At 65.6% G+C, this 22,863-nt stretch carries 16 protein-coding genes; 3 read left to right on the forward strand and 13 right to left on the reverse strand.

Annotated features, from left to right (window positions below; translation table 11 throughout):
- The 4 genes from tuf to rpsL form a co-directional block, all read right to left on the reverse strand.
- The coding region (gene tuf / locus DWA33_RS01710) for an elongation factor Tu (RefSeq protein ID WP_114356387.1) at nucleotides 1-1,158 on the reverse strand (1,158 nt) is incomplete at its 3' end.
- A 38-nt stretch (nucleotides 1,159-1,196) separates the two neighbouring features.
- Nucleotides 1,197-3,269 (reverse strand): elongation factor G, encoded by a 2,073-nt coding sequence (gene fusA, locus DWA33_RS01715; protein WP_114356388.1) that lies wholly within the window; start codon nucleotides 3,267-3,269, stop codon nucleotides 1,197-1,199.
- Nucleotides 3,270-3,299: 30 nt separating this feature from the next.
- Nucleotides 3,300-3,770: a 30S ribosomal protein S7 gene (gene rpsG / locus DWA33_RS01720; protein WP_107345081.1), complete on the reverse strand. Its 471-nt coding sequence runs from the start codon at nucleotides 3,768-3,770 to the stop codon at nucleotides 3,300-3,302.
- 15 nt (nucleotides 3,771-3,785) lie between these two features.
- Entirely contained in the window at nucleotides 3,786-4,157 is a 372-nt protein-coding gene (gene rpsL, locus DWA33_RS01725; RefSeq protein WP_008969396.1) for a 30S ribosomal protein S12, read from the reverse strand.
- A 959-nt stretch (nucleotides 4,158-5,116) separates the two neighbouring features.
- On the opposite strand from rpsL, the gene DWA33_RS01730 reads away from it, so the two are divergent.
- Nucleotides 5,117-5,986, forward strand: a complete 870-nt coding sequence (locus DWA33_RS01730; protein ID WP_167443101.1) for a hypothetical protein — start codon at nucleotides 5,117-5,119, stop codon at nucleotides 5,984-5,986.
- Between the two features lie 174 nt (nucleotides 5,987-6,160).
- Here the strand turns inward: DWA33_RS01730 and DWA33_RS01735 are convergent, their stop codons facing one another.
- A complete protein-coding gene (locus DWA33_RS01735; protein WP_181902380.1) occupies nucleotides 6,161-7,039 on the reverse strand; it encodes a LysR family transcriptional regulator in 879 nt (292 codons plus the stop codon).
- A gap of 95 nt (nucleotides 7,040-7,134) precedes the next feature.
- Here DWA33_RS01735 and DWA33_RS01740 point away from each other — a divergent pair, with 95 nt between their 5' ends.
- Nucleotides 7,135-8,361, forward strand: a complete 1,227-nt coding sequence (locus tag DWA33_RS01740) for a YbfB/YjiJ family MFS transporter (RefSeq protein WP_114356579.1) — start codon at nucleotides 7,135-7,137, stop codon at nucleotides 8,359-8,361.
- Between the two features lie 57 nt (nucleotides 8,362-8,418).
- On the opposite strand, the gene DWA33_RS01745 is transcribed toward DWA33_RS01740, so the two are convergent.
- The 3 genes from DWA33_RS01745 to DWA33_RS01755 form a co-directional block, all read right to left on the reverse strand.
- Nucleotides 8,419-9,219: a hypothetical protein gene (locus tag DWA33_RS01745; RefSeq protein WP_116080181.1), complete on the reverse strand. Its 801-nt coding sequence runs from the start codon at nucleotides 9,217-9,219 to the stop codon at nucleotides 8,419-8,421.
- Between the two features lie 133 nt (nucleotides 9,220-9,352).
- Nucleotides 9,353-10,561 carry an MFS transporter gene (locus DWA33_RS01750; RefSeq protein ID WP_114356392.1) on the reverse strand — a complete coding sequence of 403 codons (1,209 nt, stop codon included), beginning with the start codon at nucleotides 10,559-10,561 and terminating at the stop codon, nucleotides 9,353-9,355.
- A gap of 255 nt (nucleotides 10,562-10,816) precedes the next feature.
- Nucleotides 10,817-11,245 carry a VOC family protein gene (locus DWA33_RS01755; protein ID WP_114356393.1) on the reverse strand — a complete coding sequence of 143 codons (429 nt, stop codon included), beginning with the start codon at nucleotides 11,243-11,245 and terminating at the stop codon, nucleotides 10,817-10,819.
- A 115-nt stretch (nucleotides 11,246-11,360) separates the two neighbouring features.
- Here DWA33_RS01755 and DWA33_RS01760 point away from each other — a divergent pair, with 115 nt between their 5' ends.
- On the forward strand, nucleotides 11,361-11,813 hold the full coding sequence (locus DWA33_RS01760) for a MarR family winged helix-turn-helix transcriptional regulator (protein WP_114356394.1): 453 nt from the start codon (nucleotides 11,361-11,363) through the stop codon (nucleotides 11,811-11,813).
- A gap of 11 nt (nucleotides 11,814-11,824) precedes the next feature.
- Here DWA33_RS01760 and DWA33_RS01765 read toward each other — a convergent pair whose 3' ends face one another.
- From DWA33_RS01765 to rpoC, 5 genes are all read right to left on the reverse strand, one after another.
- The gene (locus tag DWA33_RS01765) at nucleotides 11,825-13,957 is read right to left on the reverse strand and encodes an ABC transporter ATP-binding protein (RefSeq protein ID WP_114356395.1); all 2,133 of its coding nucleotides are present in this window, start codon (nucleotides 13,955-13,957) and stop codon (nucleotides 11,825-11,827) included.
- 116 nt (nucleotides 13,958-14,073) lie between these two features.
- Nucleotides 14,074-16,140, reverse strand: coding sequence for an FAD-dependent oxidoreductase (locus DWA33_RS01770; RefSeq protein WP_114356396.1), 2,067 nt, complete (start codon nucleotides 16,138-16,140; stop codon nucleotides 14,074-14,076).
- 366 nt (nucleotides 16,141-16,506) lie between these two features.
- Nucleotides 16,507-17,139, reverse strand: a complete 633-nt coding sequence (locus DWA33_RS01775; protein ID WP_147305248.1) for a hypothetical protein — start codon at nucleotides 17,137-17,139, stop codon at nucleotides 16,507-16,509.
- Nucleotides 17,140-17,237: 98 nt separating this feature from the next.
- Nucleotides 17,238-18,335 (reverse strand): helix-turn-helix transcriptional regulator, encoded by a 1,098-nt coding sequence (locus tag DWA33_RS01780; RefSeq protein ID WP_114356398.1) that lies wholly within the window; start codon nucleotides 18,333-18,335, stop codon nucleotides 17,238-17,240.
- Nucleotides 18,336-18,562: 227 nt separating this feature from the next.
- Nucleotides 18,563-22,765: a DNA-directed RNA polymerase subunit beta' gene (gene rpoC / locus DWA33_RS01785; RefSeq protein ID WP_114356580.1), complete on the reverse strand. Its 4,203-nt coding sequence runs from the start codon at nucleotides 22,763-22,765 to the stop codon at nucleotides 18,563-18,565.
- Between the last annotated feature and the right edge of the window lie 98 nt (nucleotides 22,766-22,863).

Raw genomic sequence — 22,863 nt, forward strand, 5'->3', positions numbered from 1 at the left:
CACCGTGCGGCCGCCTTCGCGGATGGCGAAGCGCAGCTTTTCTTCCATCGCGATCGGCACGATCAGGTGCACTTCCATCGCGATGTTGTCGCCCGGCATCACCATCTCGGTGCCTTCCGGCAGGTGCACCACACCGGTCACGTCGGTGGTGCGGAAGTAGAACTGCGGACGGTAGTTGGTGAAGAACGGGGTGTGGCGGCCGCCCTCTTCCTTGGTCAGGATGTAGGCTTCGGCCTTGAACTTGGTGTGCGGCTTCACCGAACCCGGCTTGCACAGCACCTGGCCACGCTCGACTTCCTCACGCTTGGTGCCGCGCAGCAGCGCGCCGATGTTGTCGCCCGCCTGGCCCTGATCGAGCAGCTTGCGGAACATTTCGACGCCGGTGCAGGTGGTCTTCTGCGTCGGACGGATGCCGACGATCTCGATTTCCTCGCCGACCTTGATCACGCCGCGCTCGACACGCCCGGTCACCACGGTGCCGCGGCCCGAGATCGAGAACACGTCTTCCACCGGCATCAGGAACGGCTGGTCGATCGGACGCTCCGGCTGCGGGATGTAGGCGTCGACCTGCTTCATCAGTTCCAGGATCGCGTCATGGCCGAGCTTCGGATCGGAGTTCTCCAGCGCGGCAAGGGCCGAGCCCTTGACGATCGGAATGTCGTCGCCCGGGAAGTCGTACTTCGACAGCAGCTCGCGCACTTCCATCTCGACCAGCTCGAGCAGTTCCGGATCGTCGACCATGTCGCACTTGTTCAGGAACACCACCAGCGCCGGCACGCCGACCTGACGGGCCAGCAGGATGTGCTCGCGGGTCTGCGGCATCGGGCCGTCGGCCGCCGACACCACCAGGATCGCGCCGTCCATCTGCGCCGCGCCGGTGATCATGTTCTTGACGTAGTCGGCGTGGCCGGGGCAGTCGACGTGCGCGTAGTGGCGGTTCGTCGTCTCGTATTCGACGTGCGCGGTCGAAATCGTGATGCCGCGCGCCTTCTCTTCCGGCGCCTTGTCGATCTGGTCGTAAGCCGTGAACGTCGCACCGCCCGTCTCCGCCAGAACCTTGGTGATCGCCGCCGTCAGCGACGTCTTGCCGTGGTCGACGTGACCGATCGTCCCAATGTTGCAATGCGGCTTCGTACGTTCAAACTTTGCTTTGGCCATTGCTCTCTCCGTTCAGTCGCGGCTCACACCTGCGACAATCAGGCAAACTTCTTCTGGACTTCAGCCGACACGTTGGCCGGCGCTTCCGCGTAGTGGTCGAACTGCATGGTGAAGTTCGCCCGGCCCTGGCTCATCGAGCGCAGGTTGTTGACGTAGCCGAACATGTTCATCAGCGGCACCATCGCGTTGATCACGTTGGCATTGCCGCGCATGTCCTGACCCTGGATCTGGCCACGCCGCGAGTTGAGGTCGCCGATGACCGAGCCGGTGTAGTCTTCCGGGGTCACCACTTCGACCTTCATGATCGGCTCGAGGAGAACCGACTTGCCCTTCTGCAGCGCTTCGCGGAACGCGGCACGAGAGGCGATTTCGAAGGCCAGCGCCGACGAGTCGACGTCGTGGTACTTACCGTCGACCAGCGTCACCTTGACGTCGACCACCGGGAAGCCCGCGACCACGCCCGAAGACAGCACGCTCTCGATGCCCTTTTCGACACCCGGGATGTACTCCTTCGGCACCGCACCGCCGACGATCTTCGACTCGAACACGTAGCCGCCGCCCGGCTCGTTCGGCTCGACGACGAAGCTGACCGCCGCGAACTGACCGGTACCACCGGTCTGCTTCTTGTGGGTGTAGTCGACTTCGGCCTTCTTGGTGATGCGCTCACGGAACGCCACCTGCGGCGCACCGATGTTGGCATCGACCTTGTAGGTGCGCTTCAGGATGTCGACCTTGATGTCGAGGTGAAGTTCGCCCATGCCCTTCAGGATGGTCTGACCGGACTCGAGGTCGGTCGACACCCGGAACGACGGATCTTCGGCCGCCAGCTTCGCCAGCGCGATGCCGAGCTTCTCCTGGTCGGCCTTCGACTTCGGCTCGATCGCGATTTCGATCACCGGCTCCGGGAATTCCATCTTTTCGAGGATCACCGGGTTGGCGGGATCGCACAGCGTGTCGCCGGTGCGCGCTTCCTTCAGGCCGGCCAGCGCGACGATGTCGCCGGCATAGGCTTCCTTGATGTCTTCGCGGTTGTTGGCGTGCATCAGCAGCATGCGGCCGATGCGCTCCTTCTTCTCGCGGGTCGAGTTCACCACGCCGGTGCCGCTCTGCAGAACGCCCGAGTAGATGCGGCAGAACGTGATGGTGCCGACGAAGGGATCGTCCATGATCTTGAACGCCAGCAGCGACAGCGGCTCCTTGTCGTCCGCCCTGCGCACGACTTCGTTGCCCTGGTCGTCGGTGCCCTTGATCGCCGGCACGTCGAGCGGCGACGGCAGGTAGTCGACCACGGCGTCGAGCAGCGGCTGCACGCCCTTGTTCTTGAACGCCGAGCCGCACAGCACCGGATAGAACGCGCCGGTCAGCACCGCCTTGCGGATCAGACGCTTCAGGGTCGCCTCGTCCGGCATGGTCCCTTCGAGATAAGCGCCCATCGCGTCGTCGTCGAGCTCGACGGCGGCTTCGATCATCTTCTCGCGATATTCCTTCGCCTGATCGAGCAGATCGGCCGGGATCTCGTCGTCGTGGAACTTGGCGCCCAGCGACTCGTCGTCCCACACCACGGCCTTCATGCGGACCAGATCGATCACGCCCTTGAAGTTGTTCTCGGAGCCGATCGGCAGCTGGATCGCCACCGGCTTGGCGCCGAGGCGATCGACGATGTCCTGCAGGCACTTGAAGAAGTCGGCGCCGGTCTTGTCCATCTTGTTGGCGAAGACGATGCGCGGAACCTTGTACTTGTCGCCCTGGCGCCACACCGTCTCGGTCTGCGGCTCGACGCCCTGATTGGAGTCGAGAACGCACACGGCACCGTCGAGCACGCGCAAGCTGCGCTCGACTTCGATGGTGAAGTCGACGTGGCCGGGGGTGTCGATGATGTTGAGGCGCTTACCGTTCCAGAACGCGGTCGTGGCGGCCGACGTAATGGTGATGCCCCGCTCCTGCTCCTGCGTCATCCAGTCCATCGTCGCGGCACCTTCGTGCACTTCGCCGATCTTGTGGCTCTTGCCGGTGTAGAACAGGATGCGCTCGGTCGTCGTGGTCTTGCCGGCATCAATGTGGGCCATGATGCCGAAGTTGCGGTAGTCCTCGATGGCGTGAACGCGGGGCATAGCGTCTTCCTTGATTCCGTTGCTTCGCCGTTACCAGCGATAGTGCGAGAACGCGCGGTTGGCTTCCGCCATCTTGTGCACGTCTTCACGCTTCTTCACCGCGTTGCCGCGGTTGTTCGAGGCGTCGAGCAGTTCGGCGGACAGCCGCTCGGTCATGGTCTTCTCGTTGCGGCCGCGGGCCGCGGCGATCAGCCAGCGAATGCCCAGCGCCTGACGACGGGTCGAACGGACTTCGACCGGCACCTGATAGGTGGCACCACCGACGCGGCGGGAGCGGACCTCGATGGTCGGCATCACGTTGTCGAGCGCCTGCTCGAACACGCCGAGCGGCGGCTGCTTGGTCTTGGCCTCGATCAGGTCGAAGGCGCCGTAGACGATGCTTTCGGCGACCGACTTCTTGCCGGCGTACATCACCGAATTCATGAACTTGGTGACGATGATGTTCCCGAACTTCGGATCGGGCAGAACTTCGCGCTTTTCGGCGGCGTGACGACGGGACATGGATGCTCTCCCCGCTTACTTCGGACGCTTCGCGCCGTACTTCGAACGGCGCTGCTTACGGTTCTTGACGCCCTGGGTATCGAGGACGCCGCGGAGGATGTGGTAGCGCACGCCCGGCAAGTCCTTGACGCGGCCGCCGCGGATCATCACCACCGAGTGCTCCTGCAGGTTGTGACCCTCACCCGGAATGTAACCGATGACCTCGAAGCCGTTGGTCAGGCGCACCTTGGCGACCTTACGCAGCGCCGAGTTCGGCTTCTTCGGCGTCGTGGTGTAGACGCGGGTGCACACGCCGCGCTTCTGCGGCGACTGCTGCAGCGCCGGAACCTTCTTGCGCGACTTCTGCACCACGCGCGGATTTGCGATCAGCTGGTTGATCGTCGGCATCTTCGCCTTCACCCTCAAGCTTCGCGCGAAACCGTCTGTCGGTTTCGCAAATTCGTTCGGGGCTACCCGCCCCAGCGGCCGCCCTACCCGACCGAACCCGAGTTCGATCACGCAAAGCGAAATCGCGCCAGCCACTCATCGCTGAGCGGAAAGCGCTTCCACGCAACAGAGGACCGCAGCAAAGACCGGGCAGCTTCCGCTGACCGACTCCTACCGAGGTCATGCTTCCAAAACCGTCCTGACGAGAAAGAGCCCCGAAAGAACGCTCAATGTCCTGGCATTGCCTGGCTTATGTCGACAGCGTTTGAGCGACTTGGGTCGAGGGTGGTGCCCGTAAGTCCTTGAAAGGACGGCCCGGGTGTTCCGTTCCGACGTTGGCGAAGCTCACCGCCTGTCTTGAAGTGGGCGGGTTGTATCGGCGGACTACCCCCAAGTCAAGGCAAAACCGCCGCTTGATGACGGTTCGGCGACGACTTTCGGCTCCCTGCCCGACCGGCGTGAAATGCCTATGGAATGGGGCGTTGTCGCGTCCCGCTTCGGCCGCGGCGAAGGTCCGATTTCGGACTCCGGAGCCCGCTGGCAAGGGCCGGACCGACGCTCCTCACGACGGGATTCATAGAATCGTCAGGTACTGCCCGGGCGAATCCGCCTCCGACTCGGGGGGATTCGCTTCGTCCTGCCGTCTCGATTCGGCACAGGGCGGCGCCGCCAACACGCCACCGCGATATTCGGTAATTTGATACCCCAACAATCCCCCTTCCATTCGACCAAGACCCGCCGTCCCGTTCAAGGACGATCGCGGCCGGCGGCGGCGCGATCCACAGAAGCCGGACGATCCTGATTGCCGGCGGCGGAATCGCTGTGGCTAAGTGCCAGGCGGGGCGACGTGGTCGGCCAGCCGCAGCATGGGTTGGAACGAGATGGCGGGTTCGGGGCGAGATCGGGTGGTGCCGCGACACATGGCGGCGGTCGCGGCGGCCGCCGTGTCGCTGCAGCTCGCCGTCGCGCCTGCCCTGGCGGCTGACGACGACGACGCGCCGGCGCAGACCTACCCCAATATCTATCTCGACCTCCGCACCAGCTACGGCCGCACCCCGGCCGGGGTGTTGTCGATCGGCTTTGCGAGCCCGACCATCGCGGTGCTGTCCCGACTGCGCGAACTGGCGGCGCTGCCGCCGCTGCAGGCGCCGACGCTGCCGGCGAGCCAGAGCGTGGAACTCGATGTCCCGCTGACCATCGACGTCAACGACCGCGTCTCGCTGTACGGCGGCTTCAGCACCACCACCAGCAAAAGCGGTGCGGGCTGGAGCTCGGTCGACATCACCAGCTGGAACGTCGGCTTCCAGGCCGACATCTATCGCCAGGACGGCGGCGCGCTGCCGACGCTGACGCTGCAGACCACCCTCACCCGCTCGGTGCCGAGCGGGCCGCTCGCCACCACCTCGGTCAACACCGTGCTGGAGGCGTCCTACGCGTTCGACGCCGACGAGACCCGCGGCGTGCTTGCCGGCGTTCAGTTCACCACCACCGCGATCGACGCCGACCGCGCAGCGATCCGTCCGAACACCATCGGCTGGCTCGGCGGCTATTATCAGTGGGACAGCAATTGGAAGCTGACCGGCCGCGCCGGCCTGCAATCGTTCGGCGGCGCCGAGCTGCTGCGCTTCACCCCGATCGATGCCTTCACCCAGCCGATCCTGCGGATCGATCTCGACAAGATGGACGACAACGACAACCGGCTGTTCGGCATCACCGCGCAGGTGTCGTGGACGCCGAAGCCGGCCTATCAGCTCACCGTGCGGACGCCGCTGTATCTGACGAAGAACTGAGGCCGGCGGAGCGGCTGGTCGGGCTGATCCCGGCGGCGGAGGCGCGGCAGATGCCGCAACGGGTCACAACCAGCCCTCCCACCCTCATGCAAGCAAGGCTGCACGCCTGCTTCAATCTCGAAGCGGTCGAAGAACGAGCGTCACGCAGATCATGCTCAGTCAAACGACCTTCTGCTATCCACCGCCCCGCCGCCTCGCACCCGCATTCGAAATCAGCGCCATCAGGGCTTGCAGCAGCGAACTCGGATCGCCGGACCACACCAGATGCGTCCGATTCTTGCGCAGCTTCGCCGGCAATGGATGGCGGTCGACCGCCGTGCCCAAAGCGGCGTGATCGAGCACGCCTGCGGGCACGATCGCGATGCCGGAGCCTGCAGCGACGCAGGCGACGATGGCGTGATAGGAGCCGAGGTCGAGAATTCGGTCGGGCGATACGCCTTCGGACGCCAGCCATTCCATCAGGCGCCGGCGGTAGGAGCAGCCGTGCGGAAACGCCACCACCGTCTTGCCGCCGAGGTCGGCGGAGCGGCGCAGCGGGCGGTCGCCCTTGGCGGTGATCAGCACCAGCTCTTCTTCGAACGCCGCGACTGAGGCGAAGCTACCCGGCTCGAACGGCTCTGAGACGAAGGCGGCCTCGATCTCGAACCGCTCCAACTGCCGAAGCAGCGCACCGGTGGTGTCGGTCGTCATCTGGATCGCGATGTCGGGGTAGCGCGCATGAAAGCGCGACAGCAGCGGCGGCAGCCGCACCCCGGCGGCGCTTTCCAGAGACCCCAGCCGCAGCACGCCTTTCGCCTTGCCGCTGCGCAACTCCTGCTCGGCGGCGTCGGCCAACTGCAGCAGACGTTCGGCGTGGCTCAGCAGGGTGCGGCCGAGATCGGTGAGGACCAGACCGCGCCCCTGACGGCGAAACAGGCTGTGCCCGATCCGCTCCTCAAATTGCTTGATGCGGGTGGTGACGTTGGACGGCACCCGGTGCAGCCGGTCCGCCGCGCGGGTGATTCCGCCCTCCCTGACGACGGCGCGGAAAATCTCGAGGTCGTCGAGGTCCATTATTCTCATATCGAGAACGATATTTCAAAATAATTCATTTTTCAACATCGGCCCGATTTGCTGTTGTCGAGCCCATGATTGAATCGGTCGACCTGATGCAACGTAGTTCCGCCGAAGCCGCTGCCCCTCATCCGCCGACCTGGCTGATCGTCGTGAGCGGCATCGTGGCGCTCGCCGCCGCGATGGGGATCGGCCGGTTCGCGTTCACGCCGCTGTTGCCGCTGATGCTGCGCGACGGCACCTTGAATGCCGCCGCCGGCGCCGAATGGGCGGCCGCGAACTACGCCGGCTACCTGGCGGGCGCGCTGACCGCCTCGATCTTTGCCGGCCATCCCCAGCTCGGCGTGCGCCTGTCGCTGGTCGGCATCGCGCTGTCGACGATGGCACCGGCGTGGATCGATCGCGACTCGATGGAGCTTGTCGGCGCAGTGCTCCGCGCCGTCTCCGGGGTCTGCAGTGCATGGGCGCTGGTGTGCGCCAGCAGTTGGTGCCTCACTGAACTCGCGCGGCGCCACAGGCCTCAGCTCGGCGCCTGGATCTATTGCGGCGTCGGTCTCGGCATCGCGCTGGCCGGAACGATCGCCTGGCTCGGCGGGCAGCAGACGGCTTCCGCGCTGTGGCTCGAACTCGGAACGATCACGGCCGCCGGAACGATCATCGTCGCCGCCGGCCTCGGACGCCGGACCAGCGCACCGCCACCGGCAGTCACGCCTGCGCACGCGCAACTCGTGGCGAAGAGTGCGGATCGTCAGTGGGACATCGTAGCGTGTTACGGTGTCTTCGGCTTCGGCTACATCATTCCGGCCACCTTCCTGCCGGCGATGGCGCGGGAATTGACCGCGGACCCGTTGGTGTTCGGCATCACCTGGCCGCTGTTCGGGCTGGCCGCCGCGATCTCGGTGGCGCTGGCGGCTCATCGGCTCCACGGCTGGCCGCGGCGGCGGGTGTGGGCGCTGGCGCAAGGGACGATGGCGGTCGGCACGGCGCTGCCGCTGATCAGCCACGCGCTGTGGTCCCTCGCCGCCTCCGCCGTGCTGGTCGGCGGCACCTTCATGGTCGCGACGATGGCCGGACTTCAGCTTGCCCGCGAGCTGTGCCCCGCCAATCTGACGCCGCTGCTGGCGCGGATGACGGTGGCGTTCGCCGTGGGACAAATCATCGGGCCGGTCGTCATTCGTCTGCTCGGCACCGGCACCTGGGCCGGCTGGGACAGCATGGCCTGGGCCAGCGCCGCCTCCACCCTGCTGCTGGCGATCAGCACAGCCTGGCTCTGCCGCGACGCCGAGCCGCTCGCCGGCTCCGAACCAACACAGGGCGCATAGGCCAGCCCCCCGCGATGCCGCCGCGATGGCGGCCATGCCTATCGTGAGGTCCCAGCGTCAAAACACGATCTGGTAGCCGAGGTACGATCTGAACTGATTGGTCTGCGATGCATTGAGAAATGCCCGGCCGACCGAGAAATACAAATGCTGCTTGTCGGCTAGTTTGTATTTTCCGCCGAATTCCAGCCCCGCCGTCTCGGGCGTCGTTCGGCTGGTCGCGCTCTGATAATAGGCGTTGAGGCCGAGGCTGAGATGATCCGTCACTTCACGCGAGATCGCTTGGCCAACATAGACATAGTCCCGATTGTCCGCCCCCGGATTCAGTCCGTAAGCGATATTGCCGATGAGCGACCATTTGCCGAAGCTCTTCTCGAAGATCACCGGGAAGTAGCCACGCAGGTGCGATGAGCCGATCCCATATTGTGAGGACACCGATGGCAGGCTGATCTGCGGCGCGAAGCCGATCGACGGCAACCACGATCCGTCAGGTGCATCGAGAACCCGGTAGCCCAAAGCCAACTCGGCCGATCCCGGTCCGTAGGTGAAGGTGTCCGCTTCGCTTCGGGCTTCGAATGGAAGCGAGAAGTCGAACTCCAGATTCTTCGAGATCCGATACATTGCCTCGGTGCGCGGAATTGCAATCTCGTCCGCTCCCCGGCGCCACAGATAGGTCGCGATCGCGCGGATGCCGAACTGGCCGGGGTCGACGCTGAAGGTCGAGCTCGTCTGAAACGGAGCCGCGAAGCCGAACGCCTCGGGCGCACTTCCCACCACCGCGCTAGCACAGCCAATCAACGCGGCTGCGCCGAACCAACGCCGGCCCTGCCGATAGCTCCGCTCCAAATGCTCGGAACCCATCACACGACCTCATCGTCATGAAGCTCGCTCGCGAGTTGATCTGCTCTGGCGTGGTCTGTCCAGCCCGGATGTCGCGGCAACTTCGCTCCAGGCGTAGGCGCAGCGCTTTCCGGGTACGGAACTGTGCCCCCAGCTACGCCACCGCCAGTTCCACCCGCCGCGGCGGGAACGGCCGGAACGTCGCCAGGATCAGCATCGCGGCGAGGCCCATGGCGCAGGAGGCGACGTACATCGGCGCATAGCTGCCGTAGGCATCGTAGATCAGCCCGCCGAGCACCGGGCCGGTCGACATGCCGAGGCTGCCGGCCATCGCGGTGCCGCCGACGATCGTGCCCATCATCCGCAGCGGGAAGTTCTCGCGGATGATCACCGCATAGAGAGGCATGGTGCCGGCGTAGATGAAGCCGACCGCGACCGCGACGGCGTAGAAACCGCCGAGCCCGCCGACGAAGGCATAGGCCAGCACCCCGAACGCCTGCGCCAAGAGACCGATGACCAGCACACGCTGCGCGCCGAAGCGGTCGCCGGCCAGCCCGAAGCCGATCCGGCCGAACATCCCGGCCAGTCCCTCGACGCTGTAGATCGTGGTCGCCGCGATCATCGGGATGCCGCAGGTCACCGCGTAGCTGACGGTGTGGAAGATCGGACCGGAATGGGTCGCGCAGCAGAAGAAGTTGGCCAGCATCAGCGTGACGAATTGCGGCGAGCGCACCGCCTGCCCCACCGTCATCTCGTCCGCAGCATCCACCGCCGCCGCCTCGGCGCCGCCCGCTTCCAGCGCCGGCGGCCGCCGCACCAGCAGCGCCGCCGGGATCATCAGCGCGGCGACCACTGCAGCCATGATCAGCATCGCGCCGCGCCAGTCGTGGATCGTCACCAGCCACGCCGCCAGCGGCGCCATCGTCAGCGGCGCCATGCCCATGCCGGCGGACACCAGCGACACCGCAAGGCCGCGCCCGGTGTCGAACCAGCCGGTGACGCAGGCCATCATCGGCGCGAACACCGCGGCTGTGGCGGCGCCGACCATTACGCCGAACAGCAGTTGGAATTCGATCAGCGAACCGGCGCGGCTGGCGAGCGCGAGGCTGGCCGCCAGCACCACCGATCCTGCCAGCACGACGGGGCGCGGCCCGTACCTGTCCGACAGATTGCCCCACAGCATGCTGGCGGCCGCCATCGCCAGGAAGCCGATCGTCATCGCGGTGGAGATGCCGGTGACCGACCAGCCGGTGTCCTGCGACATCGGCCTGATCAGCACCGGCAACGAGAACATCGCACCGGCCGCGACGCAGCCGAGCACGCCGCCGGCCGCAACGATCACCCAACGATAGGACTGGTTCATGGTCGTTTCCGTGTTGCACGAGTGCTTGCCGCGTCATTGCGAGGAGCACCCGGATCGGCGCGATGCGCCGTCCGGGCACAGGCTCCGCGACCAAGCAATCCAGCTCAGTGCGCGCAGCTGGATTGCTTCGCTTCGCTCGCAATGACGTTGAAAGACTCGCGCGAAAGGACTGGGTCTCCCATACTCCGAGGACGAAGCGACCCCGCCGCGGCCGACATTGGGCCGGCGTTTTTTTTCGCCGGCCCCGCGCCGCCGTCAGGCCGACGCCGGCAGCGTGTTGATCATCCAGGGAATTCCGAAGCGGTCGATCAGCGAGCCGAAGCCGGGCGACCAGAACGTCTCGCCGAACGGCATCATCGGCTTGCCGCCCTCGGACAATTGCTCGTACCAGCGCTGCGCCTCGGCCTTGTCCTCCGTGTGCAGGGTGACGTCGAACCCGTTCTTCGGCTTGTCGATGTTCGGAGCCCAGCCGGTGTCCATGTCGGCGCCCATCAGCGCCTGATCGCCGACCTCGAGCCAGCAGTGCATCAGCCAAGTCTTGTACTTCGGATCGGTGACCGGCATCTCCGGCGGCGCGTCGCCATAGGGGAATGCCGCGGTGATCTTGCCGCCCAGCACCTTTGCGTAGAACTCGAACGCCTCGCGGCACTGTCCCTGGAAGCTCAGGCTGGTCACGATCTTCATGCAGTTTTCCTCTCCTGTCCGCCCGGCGACGCGCGATCGCACGAGCGCGCTTGAACCCCAGTCATTAGGTTGATATCAACGTATATCGCCCATCGCTTGTCAAGAGCCGTTCTCAATGCGTCCGTCGGCCGAACCGAGCTTCGAAACCACGTTGCTGGTGCGCGACAGCTGCCTGTGCCTGCACGCCCAGCGCGCGGCGCGGGCGCTGGCGCGGCGGTTCGACCTCGCGTTGAAGCCGGCCGGGCTCACCAGCGGTCAATTCTCGCTGTTGATGTCGCTGAATCGGCCGCAGCCCGCCCCGCTCGGCAGCGTCGCCGCGCTGCTGGCCATGGACCGGACCACGCTGACGGCGAACCTGAAGCCGCTGGAGCGGCGCAACCTGCTCGAAGTGCTGATCGATCCGGCCGACCGGCGTGCCAGGCTGCTACGGCTGACGCCTAGCGGGCGCAAGACGCTGGCCGCAGCGGTGCCGATCTGGCGCAAGCTCCACGCGGAGATCGAAGCGGATCTCGCCGATGCCGATGGCGTAAGGGCCGAACTCAACCGGCTCGGCCGCCTCGCCGACTGACGCCCGGCTATTTACTCGTCGTCGTCATCATCGTCGTCGTCATCGTCCCGGGCGCCGTGGCGCTTCTGGTCGTCCCACAGCTTGCGATACACCCCGTTCTTGGCCAGCAGCTCCTGGTGCGAGCCGCGCTCGATCGCCTGGCCGGCGGAGATGACGACGATTTCGTCCATGTCGACCACGCTGGTCAGGCGGTGGGTCGAGAAGATCATGGTGCGGCCGCGCGCGAGCTTCATCAGCGTCTTGTTGATCGCGGCCTCGGTGGTCTGGTCGAGCGCCGAGGTCGCCTCGTCGAGCAGCAGCACCGACGGATCGCGCACGATCGCGCGGGCGATCGCGATGCGCTGGCGCTGGCCGCCGGACAGCGTGTCGCCGCGCTCGCCGACCACGGTGTCGTATTTCTCCGGCAGGCTCATGATGAAGCGGTGGATCTCCGCTTTCTTGGCCGCCTGCACCACCTCGGCGTCGGTGGCGCCTTCCTTGCCGAGCCGGATGTTGTCGCGGATCGACATGTTGAACAGCATGTTCTCCTGGAACACCACCGCCATGCTGTGGCGCAGCGAGTCCAGCGTGACGTTGCGGATGTCGACGCCGTCGACCGAGACCCTGCCCTCGGTCGGATCGTACAGCCGCAGCACCATGTTGAGCAGCGTGCTCTTGCCCGAGCCGCTCGGGCCGACGATGGCGATGGTCTTGCCGGCCTTCAGCTTGAGGCTGAGATTGTCGATCACCGGCCGCTCGGCGCCCTCATAGGCGAACGACACCCGCTCGAACGCGATGTTGTCGACGATGCGCGGCATCTCGGCTGCGCCCTGCTTGTCGGCGATCGGCGTCTTCTCGTCGAGCAGCTCCTGCATGTGGCGCACCGCGGCCGCCGCCTGGATCGACACCGGGATGAACTGCATCAGATGGGCGATGTTGTATGACACCTCCCAGAACGCGCTCTCGAAGGTGACGAAGGTGCCGACGGTGATCTGACCGGTGGTCGCCAGATAGGCGCCGATCGCCAGCACCACCAGGTGCAGCATCAGCACCGACACCGTCACCGATCGCTCGACCATCGAGGTCAGAAAGGTGGCCTGCGCCATCTTCTGCCGCGTCGCCTGGTTGCGCAGCGAGAAGAAGCCGAACATCTTGCGCTGCAGGCTGAACGCCTTGACCACCGCCTGGGCGCCGACATTCTCCTGCACCAGGCCGAGCACCCCGGCCTCCTGCACCTTCTGCTCGTAGTTCGCCTGCACCGCTTTCGGCGTCAGGATTCGCGGCCCGATCAAAGTGATCGGGAAGATCAGCAGCGCCACCACCGCGAGCTGCCAGTTCAGGAACAGCATCAGGATGATGCCGGCGATCAGTTCGAGGAACGGCAGCAGCGCGGTGTTGGCGAGGATCTCGACCACGCTTTCGAACGCCGCCATGTCGATTGAGAACCGCGACAGGATCTCGCCGCGCTTGGTGCGGGCGAAGTAGCCGGCCGGCAGGCGCTGGACGTGCTCGAACAGTCGGGTGCGGACGTCGGCGACCACCACGGCGGCGAGCCGGGCGTCCCAGCGCTCGTACCACACCGCGACGATCGAGGTGATGATCCCGGCGACCGCCAGCACCGACAGGATCTTGTAGAGTTCGTGGAAGTCTTCCTCACCGAGCGCATCGTCGATCAGGAACTTCAGGCTGAGCGGCATGATGACGTTGAACAGCGTCTCGACGACCACGCCGAACACCACGAACGCCAGCATCTTCTTGTAATTGACCACCACCGGGCGGATGAACCGGGCGATCGTCGCGAACGCGCCGGCGGCCTCGCGTGCGGTGAACACGACGAGTTCCTCGTCCTCCTCGTCGTCGTCGTCGAGGTCGTCTTCGTCGTCGTCCTCCTCATCGCCGTCGTCGTCGTCCGCGACCGCCTTGGCGGCGCCGGGCGCGGCGGGAGTCTTGTCGGCGATCAGTTGCTTGACCTGCGGCTTGGTGCTGGGCACCACCGGCGCGCCGGTGCCCACCGGAATCGCAAACTTCTCGTCGAGCGGCGACGCCGGAGTCGCCGGCTCGGCGGCCGCACCGTCGCCGGCGGGCGGCTGCCCGGTCGGCTTGTCGTTCGACGTATCGGTCGGCTTGGCGGCCGGATTGGCTGGTGGCTTACGCTTGCGCGCCATGACTCGAACCGTTGGGGAGAACCGGACCCGCGATCACAATGAGCTGCGCCGTGACTCGTTCAAGCCACGGCGCGCGGAATCTGTTTAGGCGAACGGCACCGTCCGGCAAAGCCCGCTCAATCGTCGGCGTCCTCGTCGTCCTCGACCTTGTCAAAGAACGAATAGCGCAGGCTGTCGGCGTCGCCGTACCACTGGCCCGGGCCCTTGCCGGCCTTGACCGCGATCTCCCACAGCGCGTCGCCGCAATCGTTGCGATGGACCGCGAGATCGAAGCCGTTGTTGAAGAACAGCTCCGACCATTCCCACCAGGTGCCGAGCTTCTTCACGCCGCGCAGCAGGTCGTAACGGTCGATCAGCTCCGGTTCCATGTCGCTGGTCACCGAGCCGAAAATCAAACCGGTGCGGGTCACCCGGTTCAGCTCGCGGATCGCCTTGACCACGCGGTTGTCGGCGACGTGGCACAGGCTGGTCTCGAACACGAAGTCGAATTCCTCGTCGTCGAACGGCAGATCGACGATCGATCCGAGCTTGTTGAACGGCTTCAGCGCCTCCGGCGTCTTCGCATGGATGTAGCGGTTGTTCTCGACGCCGAACGCCTCGACGCCGCGCTGACGCAGCGCGCCGACCAGTTCGCCGCTCGCCGAACCGGCGACCAGCAGCTTGTAGCCATGCGGCTCGCCCCAAGCCGTGTTGATCGTCTGCATCAGGTAATCCGGATCGGTGAAGCGGTTCCAGACGTCGCGATACGGGCCCTGATTGCGGTAGTTCTCGAAATAGTCGCGATCGATCTTGTCGGTCACGGGCTTGCCGCCGTTGCTGCGGGCGCGGCGCAGCTTCATGGTCTCGGTGACGATGATGTCGGTTGCAGCGTCGGAGGAATCGAGCAGGCCGTTCAGAGTAGAGTCGAACAGGTAGTCGCCGACGATGACGAAGCCCGGATGGCTCTTCGGTTCCGGGCGGTGGTTGGTCATCACGTCGCGCACCGGCAGGCCGCCGGGGATGCAGTTCACTGACGACAGCCAGCGATGGGTTTTGCCTTCGAGGAAGTGACCACGGACGTCGCCGAGCGCGGCCGGCAGCGATTTCAGCGCCAGCTCGATCAGCTCCTTGTCGGTCAGGTTGGAGAACGCCAGCGCGTCCGATCCTGCGATCAGGAAGTTGAGCACGCCGTATTTGCCGACATCGTGGCGCGAGCCCTCGTTGTAGACGCAGCAGCCGCCGAAGGCTTCCGACATGAACCATGACCCGGGGATCTTCTCGCCCCAGAACGGCGAATCGAACAGCAGCGAGATCCGCAAATAGTGTGCCGGGCGGTCGAAATAAGCGATGTGCTTGACCATCGCCTTGCGCAACTGCTCGTTGCCCCAGCTCAGCGTGGCGAGCCAGTTGTGCGGCAGGCACATCAGCACCAGGTCGAAGTCGCGGGTCTCCGGCCCCTTGCCGTTCATCATGTTCAGCTCGTAGCGGCCGCTCTCGGTCTTGCCGACCTTGAGGACGCGATGATTGAACTGGATGTCGGCGTCGATCTCGGAGCGCAGGCACTCGATCAGCTGCTCGTTGCCGTTCTGGATCGAATAAAGGCCGATATAGCCGTCGATATCCATCACGAAGTTCTTGAGCGCGTTGAGGCCGTTGGTGTTGTGGCTCTCGGTGGCGATATCGGACCGCGCCATCACCTTGAAAAAGCGCTTGGCGGTCGGGTCCTCGATCTCCTTGTCGAGCAGCTGCTCGCAATTGGTCCAGGCCCAGGGGTGCTCGTTGTCGTGCGCGCCGACGCCCTCGTAGTACTCGGTCGGCGTGATCTGCTCGGTGCACTTCTTGCGGAACGCCAGGATCGCCTCGGCGGTCTTGTCGCCGTACTTCTTGCGCATACCGGGAACGTCGGCGAGCAACTCGCCGTCGAGCTGCACCTGTTCGGCGTCCATCGGAATGGTCTGCAGGCCGAAATGCTGCACCAGTTCCCGCAGCGGGTCCGGCCCCGTCATCGAGTAGTCGTACAGCTCGGCGACGCCGGCCTCATACATCGCCGGCGCGGTCTCGAATTTCTGGGTGACGATCTTGCCGCCGAGCCGGTCGGAGGCTTCGAAGATGGTGACCTTGCACAGGCCCCCGAGCTTGCGTTTGAGATACCAGGCGCTCATCAGACCGCCCGGGCCGCCACCTACGATTGCAAGGTCAAACATCGTGCTCTTTCAAACGCATCGTCGCGGCGCCCGCCGCACGTGCCGGTTCGTTCCGCGGCTCCTGTCCAGGCCGTGATTCTCTGAGAAAACCAGCGCGGCTTCAATGGCTTGGGGCTGATTTTGACGTCGAACCGGCGCCCCGGTGCCGGGATCGCGTCGTTCGGACCACAGCAAGGCGCTTTTCACCTGAAGGGAAGATGAACAAAGCGTAAGGTACAGCACAAAACGCCGCAGGTCAGCCCTTTGCGGCTGAGATTGCCCGGAGAATGCAGTGGTTTTCCGGGCATTTGCCGGATGTAGCTAGGTCTTCAAGGCGGGTTGATCGGCGAACCCGCCGGCGACACGCCGGCGTTCGCGCCGCCCGGCTCACCGCCCGTCGTACAGCAACCGCTCGGCGCTGCGCAGCAGATCTTCGGCGACCTGCAGCAACGGCGATCCGGCCGCCCGCAGCCGGTCCAGGTCGAACAGATCGAGCCGGAGGATCACGACGTCCCCGGCGACCGCGTCGCGATAGCCCGCCCCGGTTGCGCGCCAGCCGAGCGGGACGAGCAGATCGCGCAAGACCGGGACTGCAGCGATCAGGCCAGTCCGGCCGCCGGCAAGGATGGCGGTGCGATACGCCTGCCGGAACAGACGCTCGACGAGCGCCCGCCCCGGCCGGCCCGGCGCCATCGCGACCTGATGCAGGACCGTGCCGGCGAGGTGGTGCGGAGCGACGGTGTCGCGCAGCGCCGCGAGGCCGGCCTCGCCGGTCGCATCGGCGGCGTGCACCAGCCGCAAGGAGGCGAGCGTGCGGCGCTGCCGCGTCGCGACCAGCACCGGACCGCTGTGATCGTCCGGCGCGGTGCGGGCTGCGTGCCGATCGGCCTCCGTCCGCGCGATGGCGATGCCGGGTTCGGTGGCGATCCGCGCGACCCGCGGCCACGGTGCCTGGGCTGGACGGGGATCGGGGACGTCGAAATCGAGCCGGAAATAGTCGATCAGATCCAACGTTTGCATCGAAATGCCCGCTGTTGTCGTGCGCGACTTCAACTTGCGGGTGTAGCCGGGTACTCGCATCACCCGATCGGGTGACGGTGCTGAAATGTTCCGGACCTTCAGAACTCCCGCCCAGCCGGGATCGCCTTACCGGCCAGCAGCGAGATCAGCTCCTGCTGACGCGACAGTCCGGTTTTCGACAGCACCTCCTTGAGCTGGCTGCGCACCGTCTCGCGGGAGACACCGAGCGCCGACGCGATGCTGTCGACCGACTGCGCCTCGCCGATGCCGCGCGCGACCCGCGCTTCCGCCGGCGTCAGGTCGAACAGCCCCTGCAGCACCTCCGCGGTCGGCACCCTGGCGCGATCCACTGGGGTGGCGACCAGGATCGCGATCGCCTGCGTGAAGATGTCCTGGGCCGAGCCGCGGACCGGGATCAGGTGCAGCACCATCGGCAAAACACCTTCGGTCCCCGCTACCGGGATCGACCTGACAGCGGGTGCGGCCGGCAGCGACGCGACCGCGTCGGCGAACATCACGTCCGCCGCCCGGTCGGCGATCGTCAGCCGCTGTGCGCGGTCCTGAAATACCGCGGGCACAAGTGCATCGAACAGCGCGTTGGCTGCGAACACCCGCCCGGCGCCGCGCAGCACCGCGCCCGGCAGCCCCAGCGCCTGCAACGTATCGGTCTGCGCCTTCGCCCGCTCGAAGCCGATGCGATTGGCCGTCATCGCGGCGCGCGCCATGTGCGGCCGCAAGCCATCCAGCGCTTCCACCACCTCGGGCGGAATCGGGCCGAGATCGTGATGGCGCGGCAGCAGGATCGAAATCATGTCGCCGCTCGGGATCGGGATCAGGGTCCCGGCGCGGAAGCCCATGCCACTCGGCCGGTAGAACTCCCGATAGATCGGATGCGTGGCGATGACGTCGGCGCCGACCAGATCACGATCGGTCAGGAAACCCGCATGGTTCTTCTTGTGGGCGCTGGCCAGCAGCGGGTCGCGGTGCGCCCAGTCCCGCATGAACACTTGCAGCAGCTCTTCCCAGCCCGGCGACACGATCCCGCTGGCGTAGCCGTCGCGCACCGCGAACAGCACGCCGCGCTCGCCGCCGGACACCGCACTCAGCGCGCCGAGCAGCTCCGGCCAAAGCTGCGGCACCAGCGCCGCCTCGTAGATGCGATCGACGAGACCGGCATGATCCGCTGGCAAGGTCATCGTTCGCTACACCGATCAAGCAGCACCGCCGCGCGGGCGACGGCCGCAGAAACAATCAGGCTATCCGGGCCGGCAACCGGCCTGCCGAACTAACCGGTATCCGCCCCCTGCGCCCCACAACCGACAAGCTCATCCAAATACGCGGCGAACACAAGCCGTTCGGGTTCCCCTCACGCAAAAGGCCGGCTCGCGCCGGCCTTTCACAACTCGTATCAGCAGCAACCGGCTTACTCGGCCGGCGGCAGCGACAGCGGTTCGGCTTCCGGCGCGGCGGCCGGAACGATCGTCGCCTGCTTCTCGCGCTCGTCGAGGATCAGGCGATCGCGCTTCACCGCCACTTCGCGGATCTTGGCCATCGAGGCGCCGGTGCCCGCCGGGATCAGCCGGCCGACGATGACGTTCTCCTTGAGGCCTTCCAGCGGGTCGACCTTGCCGTTGACCGCGGCTTCGGTGAGCACCCGCGTGGTCTCCTGGAACGACGCCGCCGAGAAGAACGAGCGGGTCTGCAGCGACGCCTTGGTGATGCCGAGCAGCACCGGGTTGCCGGTGGCGGGCTTCTTGCCCTCCTCGACCGCCTTGGCGTTGATCGCGTTGAACTCGATCTTGTCGACCTGTTCGCCCGAAATCATGTCGGTATCGCCCTGGTCGGTGATCTCGATCTTCTGCAGCATCTGGCGAACGATCACCTCGATGTGCTTGTCGTTGATCAACACGCCCTGGAGTCGATAGACCTCCTGGATTTCGTTGACGAGATAGGCCGCGAGTTCTTCGATGCCCTTGATCGCCAGGATGTCGTGCGGCGCCGGATTGCCCTCGACGATGAAGTCGCCCTTTTCGACGACGTCGCCGTCCTGCAAGTGGATGTGCTTGCCCTTCGGGATCAGGTACTCGCGCGGCTCCTCGTTCTTGTCGAGCGGCTCGATCGAGAGCCGGCGCTTGTTCTTGTAGTCGCGGCCGAACCGGATGGTGCCCGCGATCTCGGCGATGATCGCCGCGTCCTTCGGCCGCCGTGCCTCGAACAGCTCCGCCACCCGCGGCAGACCGCCGGTGATGTCGCGGGTCTTGGCGCTCTCGGTCGAGATACGCGCGAGGATGTCGCCGGGCTTGACCTGGGCGCCGACGTCGACCGACAGGATGGCGTCGACCGACAGCATGTAGCGGGCGTCACCGCCGCGCGCCAGCTTCAGCACCTTGCCGTCCTTGCCCTTGATCACGATCGCCGGACGCAGGTCGGCGCCGCCGCGGCTCGAGCGCCAGTCGATGACGATACGCTTGGCGATACCGGTCGACTCGTCGAGCGTTTCGGAGATCGACTGATCCTCGATCAGATCCTCGAAGTCGATGGTGCCCTCGACCTCGGTCAGGATCGGCCGGGTGTACGGATCCCACTCGGCGATGCGCTGGCCGCGCTTGACCATGTCGCCCTCGTCGACGTGCACGCGCGCGCCGTACTGGATGCGATGGGTCGCACGCTCGGAACCGTCCGGATCGACGATCGCGATCACCATGTTGCGGACCATGGCGACGTTGTGGCCTTCGCCGTTGCGGGCGATGCCACGGTTCTTGATCACGATCTTGCCGTCGAAGTTCGACTCGATCACCGACTGCTCGTTGATCTGCGCCGCGCCGCCGATGTGGAAGGTACGCATCGTCAGCTGGGTGCCCGGCTCGCCGATCGACTGCGCCGCGATCACGCCGACCGCTTCGCCGTGGTTGACCGGGGTGCCGCGGGCGAGATCGCGTCCGTAGCACTTGCCGCAGATGCCGTTGACCAGCTCGCAGGTCAGCGCCGAGCGGATCTTCACTTCCTGCACGCCGGCCTGATGGATCGCCTCGACGTCCCGCTCCTCCATCAGATCGCCGCGCTTGACGATGATCTCGTTGGTAGCCGGGTCGCGCACGTCCTCGCCCGCGGTGCGGCCGAGGATACGGCTGCCCAGCGAAGCCACCACGGTGCCGGCGTCGACGATCGCCCGCATCTTGATGCCGAGCGAGGTGCCGCAGTCGGCCTGCGTGATGATGCAGTCCTGCGCCACGTCCACCAGACGGCGGGTCAGGTAACCGGAGTTCGCGGTCTTCAGCGCGGTGTCGGCCAGACCCTTACGGGCGCCGTGGGTCGAGTTGAAGTACTCGAGAACCGACAGACCTTCCTTGAAGTTGGAAATGATCGGCGTCTCGATGATCTCACCCGACGGCTTCGCCATCAGGCCGCGCATACCGGCGAGCTGACGCATCTGCGCGGGCGAACCACGCGCACCGGAATGGGCCATCATGTAGATCGAGTTGACCTGCTGTTCGGAGCCGTCCGGCGCTTTCCGAATCGCGGAGATCTCCTTCATCATCTCCTTGGCGATTTCCTCGGTGGCCTTCGACCAGGCGTCGACCACCTTGTTGTACTTCTCACCGTGGGTGATCAGACCGTCGTTGTACTGCTGCTCGAAGTCCTTCGCCAGCGTACGGGTCGAGTCGACGATCTTCCACTTCGAACCCGGCACGACCATGTCGTCCTTGCCGAACGAGATGCCGGCCTTGAACGCGTTGAAGAAGCCGAGCGCCATGATCCGGTCGCAGAAGATCACCGTCTCCTTCTGACCGCAGTGGCGATAGACTTGGTCGATGACGCCGGAGATCTCGCGCTTGGTCATCAGCTTGTTGATGACGTCGAACGGCAGCTTCGGCGACTTCGGCAGCACCTGGCCGAGCAGGATGCGGCCCGGCGTGGTCTCGATCAGGCGAACGGTCTCGTTGCCGTCCTCACCCACCCAGTGCCAGCGATACTTGATCTTGGTGTGGAGGTGGATGACCTTGGAGTACAGCGCGTGCTCGAGCTCGGCGAGATCGCCGAACACCTTGCCCTCGCCCGGGAGGCCTTCCCGCATGATCGACAGATAGTACAGGCCGAGCACGATGTCCTGCGACGGCACGATGATCGGCTGGCCGTTCGCCGGGTGCAGGATGTTGTTGGTCGACATCATCAGGACGCGCGCTTCAAGCTGCGCTTCGAGCGACAGCGGAACGTGCACGGCCATCTGGTCGCCGTCGAAGTCGGCGTTGAACGCCGAGCACACCAGCGGATGCAGCTGGATCGCCTTGCCTTCGATCAGCACCGGCTCGAAAGCCTGAATGCCGAGACGATGCAGCGTCGGGGCGCGGTTCAGCAGCACCGGATGTTCGCGGATCACCTCGTCGAGGATGTCCCAAACCTCCGGCCGCTCCTTCTCGACCAGCTTCTTGGCCTGCTTGACGGTGGTCGACAGCCCCTTGGCGTCGAGCCTCGAGTAGATGAACGGCTTGAACAGTTCGAGCGCCATCTTCTTCGGCAGGCCGCACTGATGCAGCTTGAGCTCGGGACCGACCACGATCACCGACCGGCCCGAATAGTCGACGCGCTTGCCGAGCAGGTTCTGACGGAACCGGCCCTGCTTGCCCTTCAACATGTCGGCGAGCGACTTCAAAGGCCTCTTGTTGGCGCCGGTGATGACGCGGCCGCGGCGGCCGTTGTCGAACAGCGCGTCCACGGCTTCCTGCAGCATGCGCTTTTCGTTGCGGATGATGATGTCCGGCGCACGCAGCTCCATCAGCCGCTTCAAGCGGTTGTTACGGTTGATGACGCGGCGGTACAGGTCGTTGAGGTCCGAGGTCGCGAACCGGCCGCCGTCGAGCGGCACCAGCGGCCGCAGGTCCGGCGGAATCACCGGCACCACGGTGAGGATCATCCACTCCGGCTTGTTGCCGGAGAAGCGGAACGCCTCGACGATCTTCAGCCGCTTGGCGAGCTTCTTGTGCTTGATGTCGCTGTCGGTCTCGGCCATCTCGGCGCGCAGCTGCGCGTCGATCTTGTCGAGGTCCAGACCCTTGAGCAGCTCGCGGATCGCCTCCGCGCCGATCATGGCGGTGAACGAGTCCTGGCCGTACTGATCCTGGGCGCGCAGATACTCCTCCTCCGACAGGAGCTGACGCTCCTTGAGGTCGGTGAGGCCCGGCTCCAGAACCACGTAGTATTCGAAGTACAGGATGCGCTCGAGGTCCTTCAGCGTCATGTCGAGCAGCTGCCCGATGCGCGACGGCAAGGACTTCAGGAACCAGATGTGGGCGACCGGCGCGGCCAGCTCGATGTGGCCCATGCGCTCGCGACGGACGCGGCTGAGCGTGACTTCGACCGAGCACTTCTCGCAGATGATGCCCTTGTACTTCATCCGCTTGTACTTGCCGCACAAGCACTCGTAGTCCTTGATCGGCCCGAAGATGCGGGCGCAGAACAGGCCGTCGCGCTCGGGCTTGAAGGTACGGTAGTTGATCGTTTCCGGCTTCTTGATCTCGCCGTACGACCACGACAGAATCTTCTCCGGCGACGCGATCGAGATCCGGATCTGGTCGAAGACCTGAGCCGGCGTCGTCGGATTGAACAGATTCATAATTTCCTGGTTCATCGCCATCTCCTCGCGTGCCGGTCGTCACCGGCCGCAAAATCGGAATTCCAGAGGCCTCCCCCCGTCGCGCGCGTGACGCTGGCGCGGCGGAGACACCC

This window comes from Rhodopseudomonas pentothenatexigens, from assembly GCF_900218015.1.
In the GTDB taxonomy this organism is placed as follows: domain Bacteria; phylum Pseudomonadota; class Alphaproteobacteria; order Rhizobiales; family Xanthobacteraceae; genus Rhodopseudomonas; species Rhodopseudomonas pentothenatexigens.